Genomic DNA, 14374 nt, shown 5'->3' on the forward strand with positions numbered 1-14374 from the left:
GCGGCCGGCGGGGTGGCGTTGCAATACGTCACGCTGATGTGCGGCTTGAACCTCGCGGGTTCGGCGGGGACTTGGTCGGCGCCAAGCTCGGTGGCGATGGCTTCGCGCAAACGCTCGCGGACGTCGGCGACCGGAGCCCAGGGCGCGGCGCGGAGGAATGTGCCACCGGCGTAGGCGGCGATCGGGCCAACGGTCAGCGTGAAGGGCTCGATGTCGGCTGTGCGGGCGGCTGCCTGCTCGCCGATGCGCGCGGCTGTCTCGATGTCGACCTGGTCGGGAAAGCCGACGCCTTGCACCGTCATGTGGATGCCGTCCGCGGGCACCGAGTCGAGATAATTCAGGTTGGTAAGCGCTTTCTGGTGGTAGGCGACGTGGTCGCGGAGGGCCTGGTCGTCGAAGACGACGTACCAGGTGAGGTAGTTACGTCCGGGGCGGTGGCCGGGGCGCCAGTACCAGTGGTCGGCCATCTGTTCCGTGCGTTGGAAGGCTTCCCAGTCGTCGGCGTCGACCTGGCCCTCGTGGAAGTGCGGCACGCTGCCAGGCTAGAACGGGGCGCGCTGGGAGGTACACGCAGCGCACCATGCAGCGACAGTGTCGGCTACCTCGGCAATCTCCGGGACTTTTGACCACGGCGCAGCCTTGGTGACGAAGTCCTGCGCCCGGCGGGCCACGACCTGCGATTTGAACGTGGACCCGACGGTGAGGGCTTCACAGACGAGGGCGCCGGCTCGGTCGGGTTCGGCGGTCGGGCCGACGAGGTAGGCCATCGAGGCGTCGACCAGCGTCAGGGCGTGGCTGGCCGCCGAGTTCGAGCGGGCGAAGATCGGGATGGCCTGGTCGGTGAACTCGCGGACGCGGTCGACGGCGCCCAGCGCGAGGTACGCGCTGGCGGCGTTGCCCGCAAGGCGGGCGCCGGTGAACGGCTCGAACGACAGGAAGTAGCCGACCGGGTCGACCTGGTCGACCTGCGCGTGCGCGGCCAGGGCCCGGTCGACCGCGTCGTCGACCCCTCGCCGGTCACCCAGCTTGCCGAGCGCGCGCGCCTCGCCGCTGACCGCCAAGCGGATGGACGCTGGACCTCCCGCGGCGTAGCGCTGACCGTCGCGGGCGTAGTCCAGGGCCTGCTCGTAGCGGCCGGCGTAGTAGGCGATGAAGCTCTGTGTGCCACGTACCCACGCGGCAAGGTCGCGGTTGTCAGCGGCTTGGGCGAGGCTCATCGCCTCGTTGCAGTAGGCACGGGCAACCATCTCGTTGCCCAGGTCGAACGCGAGATAGCCGAGCAGCCCGGACACCTTCCCGGCCAGGACATACAGGTCTGCTCGGTGACGCGGATGCTGGTGGCCACTCATGAGGACGGCGACGYGGCGGCGCTGGCGAAGAGCTGTCGGGTAGACGCTCGGGGCGTCCGACGTTTCGTAGCGGCGGCCGATCAGCTCGACGCTCACATCCAGTTGCTCGACGGTCGCATCGTCCACGTTCGTCGCGGCAAGAAGCTGCATGCGTTGGGTGACTTCGTCCACCTCGTCGTCGGTAGCCAGGACCACTGTGGCGGCCGTCGCGGCGCGAATAGTCAAACGATCCGGGCCGGAGCGCTCGACCGCGGCGGACAGCTCGCCTGTTCCGGGAGGCACCTCTGATCCCCATGGCGACATGGCGACGGGCGTCGCCGGTGGGCCGCTCACACCTGCCGACATGCGGCGCAGGCTGTTGATCAGGAGCATGTCGGCGGGTGCGAGATGCTCCCGGTCGTCGAGGCGACGCCATCCACGTCAGAGCTGACGCGGGCGAGATGGGCGTTGACACGGTCRGCTGCCTGCGTCTGGGTCCAGCCATGTGCGACGCGGTGGGCGGCACGAGGCCGCAGCCGGTAGCGACGGGCGAACTCGACAGCGATCTCGTCGTGCGCCATGCCCACCGCGCGCATCCGGGCGCGCAACTCCTCCTGCTCGACGCGCTGGCTGGTCTTGCCCATGCCGCGATGCCCTCCCTGCGCCTGGACGGCGATCGGCCGCGGGGCCGTCCGCTGTCGACCTAACCTCCGCAACCGTAGCCRTCTGCTCACGGTGAGAACAGAGAGATCGAGTGGATCGATCGGTGGCATCGTCTGTGATGCCTGATGGGACGTGAAATACCGCCGGACGTGGCGCTCGTCGGGACGAATCGAGCCGTAGGTGCTACCAGCCCCCGGGCCACAACCAGGTAGCGACACGGCGAGTACCTAGAGCAGGCCGATGCCGCACCGACCGGCAAGGACATCGACGACCAGGTGGCCGGCCCTGCCCGCTGGAACAGGGACGAGCATCCTCGCCTGTCGCCGCCGCACTCAGCCCGCGCCTGCTGTCAGCGAGGGCTCCCAGCACCATCGCGAGCGCTGCCTTCAGGACGCCCGTGCGCCGCGCGCGGGCCACGGGGAGCGGCGTCCCAACGGTGGTGCCGGACGAATCTTCTTGATCGCATCGAATAGAAGTGGCCGCACGGCGGAGTTCTCGCAGGCCAGCCCTCACGTAGAAGCCGAACAAAACGTTCGTCGTGGAGGGAATGACTCGCCTCCCCGGCGTCGGCCATCGTGGTGACGCGCCATGCACCCCCAGATAGATGATCTTGCGGTTGCGAGGCGCGAGTTTCGAGTGAGGGAGGTGTCTACCTCGATTCGCCTACTCCAAGAACATCGTTAAGGTCAGGAGAACTACCCAAACCGCGCGGCGGACCGTACCTATCGGGCGAGAGCACCCGCCGTAAGCATCGGCGCCATGGGTGGTGAGAGCCACCTTCGCAACCGAGGGAATGACCACGCAGCGACGACAACAAACTTTACCTTTCGTTGCCGACGAAGGTCGGCTGACGACCTTCCGAAGGGGGTGGCACATGGAATACCGGATCGGTAAGCGTTTCTCCTTCGATGCGGCCCACCATCTTGAGGGGCTCGCGCCAGGGCACAAGTGTGCCCGTGTGCACGGGCACACTTACACCGTCGAGGTCGTGCTCGCCGCAGATCGCCTCAGCGGGCCCGGATTCGTGACCGACTTCGGCGATCTGGCGCCGTTCAGCGACTTTCTGGACAAGCACTTCGACCATCGTGACTTGAACGAGGTGATGAACGTTCCGCCGACCAGCGAGCTGGTGGCAGCCCATCTGGCTCGCTGGTTCATCGACAACCTGGAGCCGCTGATCCCGGGCAGGCTCGTGTCGATGCGCGTCGCCGAGACGCCCGGGAGCTGGGCCGAGTACACGCCTGCCGGGCGCGACTGATGACCCAGGCAACGTTGCAATCCGCGGCGCCGCCTCGGGATCTCCAGGTCAGCGAATGGTTCGGACCCACCTTCCAAGGTGAAGGTGCCTCGTCCGGCCGGCTGGCGCTTTTCGTTCGTCTCGCCACCTGCAACCTGTGCTGTGGCTGGTGTGACACGCCTTTCACCTGGGACTGGAGTCGCTTCGACCGGAGCGCCGAGACCAGACGCGTCAGCGTGGCCGACCTCGTCACCTGGGCAGCGGGTTCTGAAACGACGCTCGTCGTGGTCACCGGGGGGGAACCGCTGCTTCAGCGGGACGGGCTGGCAGACCTGGTGGCCTCGTTAGCGACCGCGGGCAAACGTCTGGAGATCGAGACGAACGGCACGCTCGTTCCCGGCCCTGCGCTGGCCGCGTCCACCGCGCAGTTCAACGTGGGGATCAAACTGGCGAACAGCGGGTTGCCGGAGAATCGACGAATTCGACCGGACGTGATCCGAACGTTTGCCGACATGGCGGCCTGCGTCTGGAAGTTCGTCGTCCGGGACCTCGCCGATCTGGACGAGCTCTCCGCCCTGGAGGCCCGGTTCGGCCTTGCGCCGATCTGGGTGATGCCCGAGGGCACCGACGCGGAGTCGACGCTCGCCGTCATGCGATCGGTGGCTGACGAGGTGCTGGCACGCGGGTGGAACCTGACGCCTCGCCTGCACATCCTCCTGTGGGGAGACGTCCGTGGACGCTGACCTCCTCACCTGGCATGACGTCGCCGGGATCACGGAGGCGCTGGCCGCCGCGGTGATCGCCGACGGGGTTCCGGATGTGGTCGTGGGCATCCTGCGGGGCGGGATGGTCCCGGCGGTGCTGCTCGCTCACCATCTCGGTGTTCGGGACGTGCGCGCTCTGACGATCACACATACCCAGTCGGACGGTGTGAACGCGCCGAAGGCTGAACGGCCCGTTCTCGCGAACCCGGACTCCGTCGGCCGCCTTGATGACCGGGACGTGCTGCTCGTCGACGACGTCGTTGGCAGTGGTGACACGCTCGATGCCGCCCGCAGCCATCTGGTCCACAGCCACCCTGGCAGCGTGCGTACCGCCGTGTGCCTGCTGAACCTGGCGAACTGGCCGACCACACGCGGTCCCGCGAGCGGTGATGGGCGCATTGCGACCTACGTCGGACGCGAGATCCGGCGGTGGGTGGTCTTTCCGTGGGAGCAGCCATGACGGCGGTCGCGTTCTGTCTGCTGACGTACCGGCCCAATCATCCCTCCGGTATCGAGCGGAGCATCGCCGCGTTGACGGCCGGATTGCGAAGTCTCGGCCACAGTGTCGTGGTCATTGCCGGTGGCCCGGCGGAGCCGGGAGACGAGGCTGAGCCCGAGCTGGTCCGCCTGGAGTCGGTGCGGTTGCCGCGGCCGGCACTTAACGCCGACGTGCTCGCCGCGCTCGCCGAGCCCGGACCCGTCATAGCCGAGGTGTCGCGTGTGCTGCGCGAGCGGCGGATCGAGGTCGTGTGCTGGGGCGCGCCTGTCTGGGGGCTGGGTTACCTGAACCCCGCACCACCCGGAGTACGGACCGCGCTGATGATGCACAACAAGATCCGGCCCGGATCGGCGGAAACATGGACGACGGCGATGGCCGCCGCCGACGTGGTCCTGCCAGCAAGCCCCTATCTCGTGGAGGCCGCGGCGCAGGACGGCTGGGACACCAGCGCCTGGCGGGTGGTGCCCAACGGGGTTCTCACCCTTCCGCAGCCACCGGACCACGAGCAGCGGGAATGGCTGCGCCGGTCGGGCCCGCTGCGGATGGTCTCCCGGGTCGCGCCCGTCAAGGGCCAGGCCCCGTTCTTGGCAGCGATGCCGCCGCGGTGGGATCGCCGGGTGGAGATCGTGCTCGCCGAGGCCGACTTCGAGTTCGAGCCCGGCGAGCAGGCAGCGGCGCTGGCCGCGTGCCGTGAGCAGGCGGCGCGGCGTCCCGACGTTGTCCAGATTCTGCCGGCCCTGGCGTGGCGGGAGGTGCCCTCGTTCTTCGCCGGCGCGGCGGCCACGGTCATCTCGTCCCTGGAGCCGGAGACGTTCAGCCACACGGCCGCCGAGGCGCTGTCCGCCGGCACCCCGGTCATCACCTTTGGGCACGGCTATGTGCCCACGCTGATCGGCCCGGCAGGACGGGTTGTGTCGCCGGGGTCGGGCTTCCCCGGCGTCTGGGACGCGCTGGACGACCTGCTGGCCAGCGCCGAGGGGTATCACGCCGCCAGCCGATCGGCACCCGCGCGGCTCGCCGCCCACACGCCCGAGAAGGCAGCCGAAGCGTTCCTCGCCGCGACGGCCGCCGCCCCCGCCTGACCTGACGACCCGGATCTTCCCGGGTCTGGAACACCGCCGTGCGGGTTGTCCGTACGGCCCCGTCGCATCCCTTCCACGGACAAGAGGAGGGCCCCATGTTCGGGCTACATCCCGGAGACCGGGCGCTGGTGATCGGTGCCCATCCCGACGATGAAACCGTCGGCATGGCCGGCACGATCGCCGCAATGACCGACTACGGCATCCAGGTCGACACGCTCGCCGTCGCCTGCGTGACCGCGCCGATGTTCGGCGGCAGTTCTGACACCCGCACGCGCCTGGACGAGTTCCACGAGGCGTGCGACGTGCTCGGCGTGGACCGACGCAGGGTCGCCTGGCTTGACGACGAACGCGCGGCCAGCCCCAGCTCGCATCTTCCCGAGCTGGTCGCACTGATCGAATCGGGTCCGGACGTGTCACTGGCGGTATCCCGGCCGGCCGCCCTGTTCATCCCGGCCGGCGGCCATCACCAGGATCACCAAGCCGTGCATCTGGCCGCCCTCGCGGCGGTGCGGCCGGGCTTTCGCGCCGGCCGGCCGCTGCCGCGTGTCGTGCTGGGCTATGACGGGCCTGAAGACCGGGCCTGGCTCGCTGGTCCCTCACCCCGGCCCGTGGTCGTCGACATCACCCCGACGCTTCAGACCAAGGCCAAGGCACTCGCCTGCTACCGCAGCCAGATGCGGGAGGACCCGCATCCCCGCAGCGTCGAGAAGATCCAAGCGCAGGACTGCGCGGCCGGCGCGGAGGTGGGTACCCCCGCGGCCGAACGGTTCGCCGTGTATCGCATGGCGTTCTCATGACGGGCGGCAACCCGGCCGCTGGCCATGTCCTCGTCGCGCACCAGCCCGCCTATCTGCCCTGGCCTGGCTACTTCGCCCGGCTTCTGGACGTCGACCGTTTCTTCCTGCTCGACCATGTCCAGTACTCCGCGGGCAGCTGGCAGCAGCGCAACTACGTCCTGGGCCGAGACGGCGAACGCCGGCTGCTGACGGTCCCGATTCGCCGGCCACATCACCAACCGATCTCCGACGTCGTCATCGACGACGACCGGTGGCGAGAACGGCACTGGCGGATCATCTGTAACGGATACCGCCGGGCCCCGTTCTGGCCGCAGTGGGAACCGCGCTTGGCCGCCGTCTACGGCCGGCCCTGGGAGCGGCTCGCCGCCCTGAACGAGGCGCTGCTGCGACTGCTCCTCGATGGTTTCGGCATCTCGGTCGACATCGTGCGTTCGAGCGAGCTGAGACCAACAGGTCGCAGGACCGACATGCTGATCGACCTGTGCCGCCTGACCGGCACGCGGACGCTGCGGGTCGGTACCGGCGCAACGAGCTACCTCGCTGTCGACGGCCTCGCCCACGCGGACATCGGGATCGAGATCGCGACCTACGCCCACCCGCCCTACAACCAGGGCCGCGCGGAGTTCAGCCCCGGCCTGTCTGCCCTGGATCTCCTGCTGCACCGCGGACCCGACGCTCGCAGCGTCCTGGCAGCCGGCGCGGCGAACAGCCCGTGGACATCGGCCATCCCCACGGAGGACTCCCATGCCACCCGATGATCAGTCCCCGGCCGGCGGCGCCCTACGCACCGCACCCGACCCGGCGCCCACGCAACCCTGGGTCACCCTCGAAGGCACCAACGGTGTCGGCAAGACCTACCTCGCCCGCCACGCCCTCCAGCACCTCGGAGGCCGGTGTGTGCCGCTGGTCGAGCTTCCCGACCAGGCCCCCGCCCTGCTCCCTGGCCAGGTGATCGGCGCTCTGCGTGCGACCGGCGACCTGTTCCTGCGTACCGGACATCCGCGGACCGAGACCCTCTTGCTGGCCGCGCTCCAGGTCCACCGACACGAGGCCGCAAAGATCGCCCCGGGGCAGGTCGTCCTGGAGGACCGCGGCCCCCACAGCGTGGCCGTCTATCAGGCCGCCGTCCTCTCGGCTGATACTCCCCTCGACGAGGCGTTCGCCGTCGCCGGTCGCATTCTGGAGCTGCTGGCGCAGTGGCGGCCCCTGCCCGCCACCACGCTCCTGCTTGTCGATGACCCGGACCGCTGTCTGGAGCGTTTCGAGCACCGCATCGGCCGCGAGGCCAGCCCGAGCGAGGTGGCGCTCATGCAGCGGGTGACCAGCCTTTACCGCCTGTTCGCCGCCGCATCGCCCCAGCCGTTCGAGGTCCTGGACCGTACCCACCTGGACACGGACGCCTGCGTGCGGCGCATCGTCGCAGCCTGCGACCAGGCCGCGGCCCTACCCCAGGAGCCCCAATGACCAGAGGCCGCGGCGAGAGGGCGATCAGCCTGCTGTGGGCGCTGCGCAGCCCATGTCCCCTGTCCTGCCGGTACTGCTACTTCGGAACGATCGAGGACCATCGGGACAGCCCCGTCACCGGTCCGGGAACACTGTCGCACCTGTCGCGCAACGACCTCCCCGCCACCGACATACTCGCTTTCGCCCGAAGCATCGCCGGGTCGGCGGTGAAACGGGTGTTCCTGGCCGGAGGGGAACCACTCGTGTGGCCACCCGTCCTCAGCCTGATCGAGATCCTGAAGGGCGGTGGCGTGCAGGTCGTCGTGTGCACGAACGGCATACCGCTGAATCGTCCCGACCTCACGCGCGCCCTCGTCGACCTTCAAGTCGACGCGGTGTCCGTGTCGCTGGACTCCGTCGATGCCGCCTACCACGACGCCTGGCGCCCGGCGCGCAACGGCAAGGACGGCTGGCAGCAGGTCGTCGACGGCATCCAGTCGTTGGTCGCCGCCCGCGGCGCCGCGCCCGCTCCGCGCGTCGGCATCTACATGGTCCTCACCCGGCAGAACCTCACCGACCTGGCCGCGACCGGCCGCCTCGCCGCGGACCTCGACTGCGACTACTTCGTCCCGCAGCCCGTCGCCCTCGACCCCGACCACACGCTGCGCCGCCAGCTCTCCCTGACCACCGACGACCTGCCGACCCTCGGTCAGCAGTTCGCCACCCTCGCCGGTGCACAGCTGCCGGTGTGGACACCACGGGCGAGCTACCCCGGTCAGGTCGCCGACGCGGTCCGCGTCCCCACCGGGTTCGTCCGCGGCTGCTTCGGCGGCCGAAGCCTCTTCTTCATCGAACCCGACGGGTCCGTCTGGGACTGCCCGTCGTCCCTTCGCATCGCCGCTACGCCTGCCTTGCGGCGCCGGACGATTCTGGACGGCACCGCCGCCCAGGTCCTCGCCGCGGACGACGGCCGCGCCGACTGCCCGCTGTTCTCCGTCGACTGCGTCAACATGTGGCCACTCATGGACTTCGACCGGGTCCTGTCGACCTCCGCCGGGACAGCATCGTGAACACCCCCGATCCGATGGCGTTGCTGGAGCGGGTGGTCGCGCGGATGCCCGATCCGGTCGGCCGCGAACAGGCATCACTGCTGGAAACCGAGCTCGCCGCCACGCACGGCGTCGCACACGCGGTCGTGGTCTCCTCCGGGACAGCGGCCCTGCACACGGCGCTCGTCGCACGCGGCATCGGCGAGGGCGACGAGGTCCTCCTCCCAGCACTCACCGTGATCATGACCGTCGCAGCCGTCGTGCAGGCGCGCGCCCATCCGGTGTTCGTCGACGCCGGGCCGGACGGCGAGCCGCTGGACCTCGCCGACGCGGCCTCAAAGATCACGCCCAGGACGCGGGCCGTGCTCCCTGTCCACCTCGGCGGCCAGTGCGGCGACCTGGACGCCCTCGCCGAGCTGGCCGCAAGCGCCCAGTTGGACCTCATCGAGGACGCCTGCCAGGCACACGGCAGCCGGTATCACGGACGGCTCCTCGGCACCATCGGGAGAGCAGGCTGTTTCTCCCTCAAAGACGGGAAGTTGATCTCCTCCGGTGAGGGCGGCTACCTCCTCACCGACGATCCCGACCTGGCCGCCCGCGCCACCGCGTTCCAGTCCCACTGGCAGATCCCCGCCGCTGGCGAGCCCGCGCTGTCGCGCCTTGGCACGAACTACCGACTCGCCGAGCCACTCGCCGCGCTCGCCCGGGTTAGCCTCGCCGGCTTCGACGAGCGACTCGCCCGTCGCCGGCACGCCGCGAGCCGCCTTATCGACCTCGTCGGCGACGTTCCCGGCCTGATCCCCATACTGGCCACGTCAGGGGAACAGCCCAACGGATACAGCGCGCTGTGGCGGATCTTGCTGCCAGAGCCGCGGCGGCTGTGCCGCCGCCTCGCCGAGGTCGGCGTCATCAACAGCGTCGGCACGTTCGACCTACGCGCCGCCCACCTGCATCCAGCCTGCCGCCCGCTGCATCCCGCGTCCTGCCCCCGCGCCGCACACGCGGCCGACTGTCTGCTCGCGGTCCCGGTCCCGGACGACGACACGCGCCTTACCGAGATCGCGACCCTGATCAGAACCGAGATTTCGGCATGGTGATCCTCGACGACCCCGCGTTCCTGAGCCACACGTTCGTCGTCATCGACTTCGAGGCGCTCACCCCCAAAGGCCGGCCCGCGGAACCGATCGAGGTCGCGGCGGTCGCCGGCTCCTTCCGCACCGGCCACTGGGCAGAGACCGGACGGTTCAGCGCCCTGATGCGGCCACCCGACGACGTCGCCGTAACCCCGTTCGACGTCGCTCAGACCGGCATCACCGACGCGGAGCTGCGCGCCCAACGGCCAGCGTCACAGGTCATGGCCGCTCTCGACGCCCGCCTGACCGCACCGCCCTACCGACTGGTCGCCCACCATGCACCCACCGAGGCGGGTCTGATCTCCCGCCAACACGAACACTGCCCCCGGCTGGCCGCAACGCCGCTGCTGTGCACCGTCCGCCTCGCCCGAGTCGCCTACCCTGAGCTGCGGTCCCACAGCCTCGACACGGTGTTGCATCACCTGGGCATTCCACTGCCCGCGAACCGGCACCGCGCCCTGCCCGACGTGGAGCTGACCGTCGCATTGTTCGGGCGACTGCTCACCCACGGCGCCGCCACCGACCGGTGGTCCACCCTCGCCGACCTCGACCGCCTCGGCGGCGTGCCACCCAAACGAGCGACGCAGGAACCGGYAGACAACACCACCCAGCCGTCCCTGTTCTGACGCGGACCCTCAGCTGTGCGCGAACTCCGCGACCTCCCCAATGCGGGCGAACAGTTCCTTGGCCTGCAACCGGGAGTCCTCGGCGATGTCCGTCCCGTCGGCAAGCTCCTGCTCGTCGAACCAGCGCACCCTCGTCTCCGGCGGCCGCACGTCACCGTCCCAAAGCGCGACGAAGACGTGGTCGACGTGGACGTGCTGTTCGCTGGTATGACTGTCCGGGCTCGCGGCCATCTCCACGATCCACCAAGGCGCCACCACGGGCGTGTGCGGAAAACCGTCCGGCAGCGGGGTCGCAGGACCGGCAACCAACCGCATGCGGCTACCCAGCTCCTCCACGACCTCCCGGACCGCGGCTTCTGCCGGGCTCTCGTCTGCCTCGACGTGGCCTCCCGGCGGAATCCAGCCCGCAAACCGCGGATGCCACATCATCGCCACCTGCCAGCTCGCATCCTCGCGGTGGCGGAAGACGAAGACCGTCGCCGTTGCCTCTTTGATCATCGACCTTGTCTCTCCGCTCCCGCCTTCGCCGGCGCCCTCGCAGGAATGGCGCGAGCCTCCCATACCGCTCCCAACCGATCCCGACACGACACCCCACACCCACGCCAAGACACCGATGCGCCGTCGGCCCATCAGGCATCACGCACCCGAACGGAGTAGGAGGTGGCCATGGAACCCGTCTGGAACGGGGTCCTGACCTGCGACTACGAGCGGACCCGTCCCCACGCCAGCCATCTGGAGTGGGACCTCTACACCGACGCTCTGATCCGTTGGCCCCTGATACTCATGGACGATCCGAGGCCGTATGGCCAGCTACGCCGCGCCGGCATCGTCGACATCCCCGAGCTGGCCCACCGCGACCTGACAAGCGCATGGCATCGTCAGCTCGCCGGCCTGGACCACGCCGTCAACCTGATAACCCGCGCGACCCACGACCGGGACGTCGCCAGCGCCGCCCTCGACCGCGTCGACGATGCAGCGCGACGAGGCGACGTYGGCGGCCTCGCGCGAGCGCTCGCGGCAGCGACCGCAGCGTTCACCAGGGTCAACGCGACGCACATCGTCAACTGGCTGCTCCCCGAAGACCACTGGGAACGCCTGCTCACCGATCTGTTCGGCTCCCACGACGCTGCGCTCACCTGCCTGTCGGCACTCCAGCTTCCCGCCGCGCCCGGACACATCCTGGCCACGCAGATACAGATCCCCCACCGGTCGGGAGAGGCGACCGCGTTCGACATCGAGGTGACGGCTCGACATCAGGAACAGACAGTCCCGGCCGCTGGTCTGATCACACAGCGCACGCGGGCCGCTCGCCGACGCGAAGCGTGGACTACCGCCGCCATCCTCGCGGCGGCCGGCGACTACCAGGTCGTCACGGAGATCCGCGCAATGGCCTTGCTCCTCGGGTGGGCGGCCGACAGCGAGGAACGACGTAAGGAACTACGCGAACGGTTCCTGACCGGGGCGCACTCCTGGTGCGACCTCACCGGGGCAGACCCGTGCCGGATCACCGCAGCCGACCTCCTAGGAGATGACCGCGATGCACCCCATTGAGGTCACCAGGCTGGCCGACGCCACCGACCCTGCCCGGCACGGCGGTAAGGCCACCGCCCTCGCGACGCTGATCCACCACGGACTACCGGTACCCGACGGACTCGTCCTGCCCGCCCATCTCCCAGACGACCAGCTCACGAGCGCGGTCTCCACCGTGCTGGACTGGGCAACCTCGGTCGACACCCGCTACGGGATCGTCGCCCGCTCCTCAGCGCCCGCGGAAGACGGCCCCGAGGCGTCCTTCGCTGGTCTCCACACCTCCCGCTTCACCCCCACACATCCCGAGGCGCTCCTCGCTGCCGTCCGCGAGGTGCGCGCTTCCGCGACGACGCCTGCACTCGCCGCCTACGCCGCGCGTCGCCGCGTGCGCCCCACCGCGCACCTCGCGGTTCTCGTCCAACCAGCGATCCGTCCGCACGCCGCCGGGGTACTGGCCGCCACCCTCAACGCCGACACCGTTCGGCCATGGGCCCTCGACGCTGTCCGCGGCCTCGCGCTACCAGTGGTCGACGGAAGCCAGCGCGGCGAACGCCACCACAGCRCCAGCGCCAGCCCGACGCCCGCCGAGCAGGACGTGATTCTTCTGCCCGGCACCGCCACCGAGCTCCGCCAACCACCCGGCGAGTGGATCACTCTTCCCACGGCCCACGGACAACCACCACAGCGCGCCAAAATCCAGACCTCAGCCGCCGGCCTGCTTCACCTCTACGCTCCCGCGCCGATCTCGGACCCCCACCTGCTCACGACATCGGCTCGGAACCGTCTTCTCCGTCTCGCCTGCCGTGCCGCCGCGGTGCTCAACCTCGACCACATCGATATCGAGTGGGCTGTCGCCGCAGACGGCACCATCCACATCCTTCAGGCACGCCCGCTCACCAGCCCCGTCCCCGACCCGGCCGACGGCGCTCGATCCGGTGACGGCCCGATCTGGCACGGCATCCCCGCCGCACCCGGCCGCGGCACCGGCCCCGCCCATCACCAGCATCCCGACGCCGCAGCCCCCACAGACACGATGCCGACCGGAGCCGTGCTCATCTGCGACAACGTCGGCCCTGAAGCGCTCCCGGCTCTCCTGGCTAGCCCAGCGGCGATCGCCTCGACCTCCGGAGGGCCGCTCTCTCACGCCGCCATCGTTGCCCGCGAAATCGGCATCCCCTGCGTGACCGCCTTGCCCCGCGAGCTACTCAAGGTGATGCCAGGCACCCATCTCACCGTCGACGGAACAGCGGGGACGGTCCGATCCGCCGTCACCGCCGAAGAACCGCCAAACCGACAGCCACCGGCACTCGTCGGCGCCGCTGTCGTCACGCAGACCCAGCCGGAAACCATCCCCCGCGACGGACGAGTGGCAACTCTTCTTCTCCATTTCCCAGGCGATGAACTACCGCTCCTACCCAACGACACCGAAGCCGCCTCACACCCTGCGGAACCACCCGTTGGCGTTTTCCAGCCCAGCGAAGAGCCAGCCCTCCCGCCACTGCCGACCGGATACCAGGAACACCGCCTACCAGGATTCGGCAGGATCGCCTGGCCTACCAATGCCGGCCACCTCCCCAGTCGTCTGGTCGCCCTTGAAGACCGGCAACAAATTCACGAGCGGCCGACCCGCCCCACCACTAAGCGGACTTGACCCATCCACCAACGCCGGCCGGTCCGATTCGTGTGAACAGAYGGACCATCCAACGCCGAACAGATCGCACGGCCGCACACCATTTCCGCAGCTCAGCCCGGCGGTTACGGACGAAGGAAACGATCGCCAGGATCACGGTTCCCTGCGCACCTGGACCGAAATCAGCCGCGCGGTTCACGCGCTCACGCGGTAGTAGCGCGRCCTTCGGTGCGCGATCCGAAAGACGCTATGGTGACGGCCGCTCTTCCGCTCGAAGCTGCTCACAGGCCCAGTCCGCGACTGTTCGGATGACGGACGCCTGCCAGATCTGGGTCTGGGGGTCGGCGTAGGCCGGGTCGTCGTGGACGGCGATGCCGTGCTGCGCCCCGTCGACCGTGACCAGGCGGGCCTCGCCTCCGAACCGGCCGACGGCCGCCCGCGAGCTGTCCATGGGGATGAAGGTGTCCTTCGTGCCATGCACGATCAGCGTCGGTGCGGTGACAGCGCCGAGTTCGCGGTCAGGGCGAAGGTAGAAGATCTCGTTGAGTAGCGGCCGACCGAGCCGGAACGTCGGCGAGTGCTCCAGGTAGCCG

At 69.5% G+C, this 14374-nt stretch carries 17 protein-coding genes; 12 read left to right on the forward strand and 5 right to left on the reverse strand.

Features of this window, described 5'->3' with window-relative positions; genetic code table 11:
• From KBI5_RS20275 to KBI5_RS25585, 3 genes are all read right to left on the reverse strand, one after another.
• Window positions 1–533 (reverse strand): 2'-5' RNA ligase family protein (locus tag KBI5_RS20275; RefSeq protein ID WP_085016137.1); only part of this gene is annotated, 533 nt, incomplete at its 3' end.
• Window positions 534–542: 9 nt separating this feature from the next.
• Entirely contained in the window at window positions 543–1631 is a 1089-nt protein-coding gene (locus KBI5_RS20280; RefSeq protein ID WP_241883039.1) for a tetratricopeptide repeat protein, read from the reverse strand.
• A gap of 80 nt (window positions 1632–1711) precedes the next feature.
• The gene (locus tag KBI5_RS25585; RefSeq protein WP_241883040.1) at window positions 1712–1972 is read right to left on the reverse strand and encodes a hypothetical protein; all 261 of its coding nucleotides are present in this window, start codon (window positions 1970–1972) and stop codon (window positions 1712–1714) included.
• A gap of 893 nt (window positions 1973–2865) precedes the next feature.
• On the opposite strand from KBI5_RS25585, the gene KBI5_RS20290 reads away from it, so the two are divergent.
• The 10 genes from KBI5_RS20290 (at window position 2866) to KBI5_RS20335 (ending at window position 10621) form a co-directional block, all read left to right on the forward strand.
• Window positions 2866–3249: a 6-carboxytetrahydropterin synthase gene (locus tag KBI5_RS20290; RefSeq protein WP_085016138.1), complete on the forward strand. Its 384-nt coding sequence runs from the start codon at window positions 2866–2868 to the stop codon at window positions 3247–3249.
• Window positions 3249–3971 carry a 7-carboxy-7-deazaguanine synthase QueE gene (locus tag KBI5_RS20295; RefSeq protein WP_085016139.1) on the forward strand — a complete coding sequence of 241 codons (723 nt, stop codon included), beginning with the start codon at window positions 3249–3251 and terminating at the stop codon, window positions 3969–3971. Before KBI5_RS20290 ends, KBI5_RS20295 begins: the two co-directional genes overlap by 1 nt.
• Complete coding sequence (locus KBI5_RS20300) at window positions 3961–4452, forward strand: phosphoribosyltransferase family protein (protein WP_085016140.1); 492 nt, start codon at window positions 3961–3963, stop codon at window positions 4450–4452. The genes KBI5_RS20295 and KBI5_RS20300 overlap by 11 nt, the downstream gene beginning before the upstream one ends.
• Window positions 4449–5573 carry a glycosyltransferase family 4 protein gene (locus KBI5_RS20305; RefSeq protein ID WP_085016141.1) on the forward strand — a complete coding sequence of 375 codons (1125 nt, stop codon included), beginning with the start codon at window positions 4449–4451 and terminating at the stop codon, window positions 5571–5573. Before KBI5_RS20300 ends, KBI5_RS20305 begins: the two co-directional genes overlap by 4 nt.
• Window positions 5574–5668: 95 nt before the next feature.
• Window positions 5669–6370 carry a PIG-L deacetylase family protein gene (locus KBI5_RS20310; RefSeq protein WP_085016142.1) on the forward strand — a complete coding sequence of 234 codons (702 nt, stop codon included), beginning with the start codon at window positions 5669–5671 and terminating at the stop codon, window positions 6368–6370.
• Window positions 6367–7128 carry a WbqC family protein gene (locus tag KBI5_RS20315; RefSeq protein WP_085016143.1) on the forward strand — a complete coding sequence of 254 codons (762 nt, stop codon included), beginning with the start codon at window positions 6367–6369 and terminating at the stop codon, window positions 7126–7128. The genes KBI5_RS20310 and KBI5_RS20315 overlap by 4 nt, the downstream gene beginning before the upstream one ends.
• On the forward strand, window positions 7115–7834 hold the full coding sequence (locus KBI5_RS20320) for a hypothetical protein (protein WP_085016144.1): 720 nt from the start codon (window positions 7115–7117) through the stop codon (window positions 7832–7834). The genes KBI5_RS20315 and KBI5_RS20320 overlap by 14 nt, the downstream gene beginning before the upstream one ends.
• Window positions 7831–8883 carry a radical SAM protein gene (locus tag KBI5_RS20325; protein WP_085016145.1) on the forward strand — a complete coding sequence of 351 codons (1053 nt, stop codon included), beginning with the start codon at window positions 7831–7833 and terminating at the stop codon, window positions 8881–8883. The genes KBI5_RS20320 and KBI5_RS20325 overlap by 4 nt, the downstream gene beginning before the upstream one ends.
• The gene (locus KBI5_RS20330; RefSeq protein WP_241883041.1) at window positions 8880–9959 is read left to right on the forward strand and encodes a DegT/DnrJ/EryC1/StrS family aminotransferase; all 1080 of its coding nucleotides are present in this window, start codon (window positions 8880–8882) and stop codon (window positions 9957–9959) included. The genes KBI5_RS20325 and KBI5_RS20330 overlap by 4 nt, the downstream gene beginning before the upstream one ends.
• The gene (locus KBI5_RS20335; RefSeq protein WP_085016146.1) at window positions 9953–10621 is read left to right on the forward strand and encodes a 3'-5' exonuclease; all 669 of its coding nucleotides are present in this window, start codon (window positions 9953–9955) and stop codon (window positions 10619–10621) included. The genes KBI5_RS20330 and KBI5_RS20335 overlap by 7 nt, the downstream gene beginning before the upstream one ends.
• A gap of 9 nt (window positions 10622–10630) precedes the next feature.
• Here KBI5_RS20335 and KBI5_RS20340 read toward each other — a convergent pair whose 3' ends face one another.
• Window positions 10631–11119 carry an NUDIX domain-containing protein gene (locus KBI5_RS20340; protein ID WP_241883043.1) on the reverse strand — a complete coding sequence of 163 codons (489 nt, stop codon included), beginning with the start codon at window positions 11117–11119 and terminating at the stop codon, window positions 10631–10633.
• Window positions 11120–11287: 168 nt separating this feature from the next.
• On the opposite strand from KBI5_RS20340, the gene KBI5_RS20345 reads away from it, so the two are divergent.
• Window positions 11288–12172: a hypothetical protein gene (locus KBI5_RS20345; protein WP_085016148.1), complete on the forward strand. Its 885-nt coding sequence runs from the start codon at window positions 11288–11290 to the stop codon at window positions 12170–12172.
• The gene (locus tag KBI5_RS20350; protein ID WP_198537846.1) at window positions 12159–13802 is read left to right on the forward strand and encodes a PEP/pyruvate-binding domain-containing protein; all 1644 of its coding nucleotides are present in this window, start codon (window positions 12159–12161) and stop codon (window positions 13800–13802) included. The genes KBI5_RS20345 and KBI5_RS20350 overlap by 14 nt, the downstream gene beginning before the upstream one ends.
• 226 nt (window positions 13803–14028) lie before the next feature.
• On the opposite strand, the gene KBI5_RS20355 is transcribed toward KBI5_RS20350, so the two are convergent.
• Window positions 14029–14374 (reverse strand): alpha/beta hydrolase (locus KBI5_RS20355; RefSeq protein WP_133057090.1); only part of this gene is annotated, 346 nt, incomplete at its 5' end.

It is taken from the genome of Frankia sp. KB5, assembly GCF_002099325.1.
GTDB classification, from domain to species: domain Bacteria; phylum Actinomycetota; class Actinomycetes; order Frankiales; family Frankiaceae; genus Frankia; species Frankia casuarinae.

Bases quoted from the DNA above. Each gene is read 5' to 3' on its own strand.
- KBI5_RS20325 (WP_085016145.1), top strand. From the start codon at position 7,831: ATGACCAGAGGCCGCGGCGAGAGGGCGATCAGCCTGCTGTGGGCGCTG.
- KBI5_RS20305 (WP_085016141.1), top strand. From the start codon at position 4,449: ATGACGGCGGTCGCGTTCTGTCTGCTGACGTACCGGCCCAATCATCCC.
- KBI5_RS20340 (WP_241883043.1), bottom strand. From the start codon at position 11,119: ATGATCAAAGAGGCAACGGCGACGGTCTTCGTCTTCCGCCACCGCGAG.
- KBI5_RS20320 (WP_085016144.1), top strand. From the start codon at position 7,115: ATGCCACCCGATGATCAGTCCCCGGCCGGCGGCGCCCTACGCACCGCA.
- KBI5_RS20290 (WP_085016138.1), top strand. From the start codon at position 2,866: ATGGAATACCGGATCGGTAAGCGTTTCTCCTTCGATGCGGCCCACCAT.
- KBI5_RS20310 (WP_085016142.1), top strand. From the start codon at position 5,669: ATGTTCGGGCTACATCCCGGAGACCGGGCGCTGGTGATCGGTGCCCAT.
- KBI5_RS20295 (WP_085016139.1), top strand. From the start codon at position 3,249: ATGACCCAGGCAACGTTGCAATCCGCGGCGCCGCCTCGGGATCTCCAG.
- KBI5_RS20315 (WP_085016143.1), top strand. From the start codon at position 6,367: ATGACGGGCGGCAACCCGGCCGCTGGCCATGTCCTCGTCGCGCACCAG.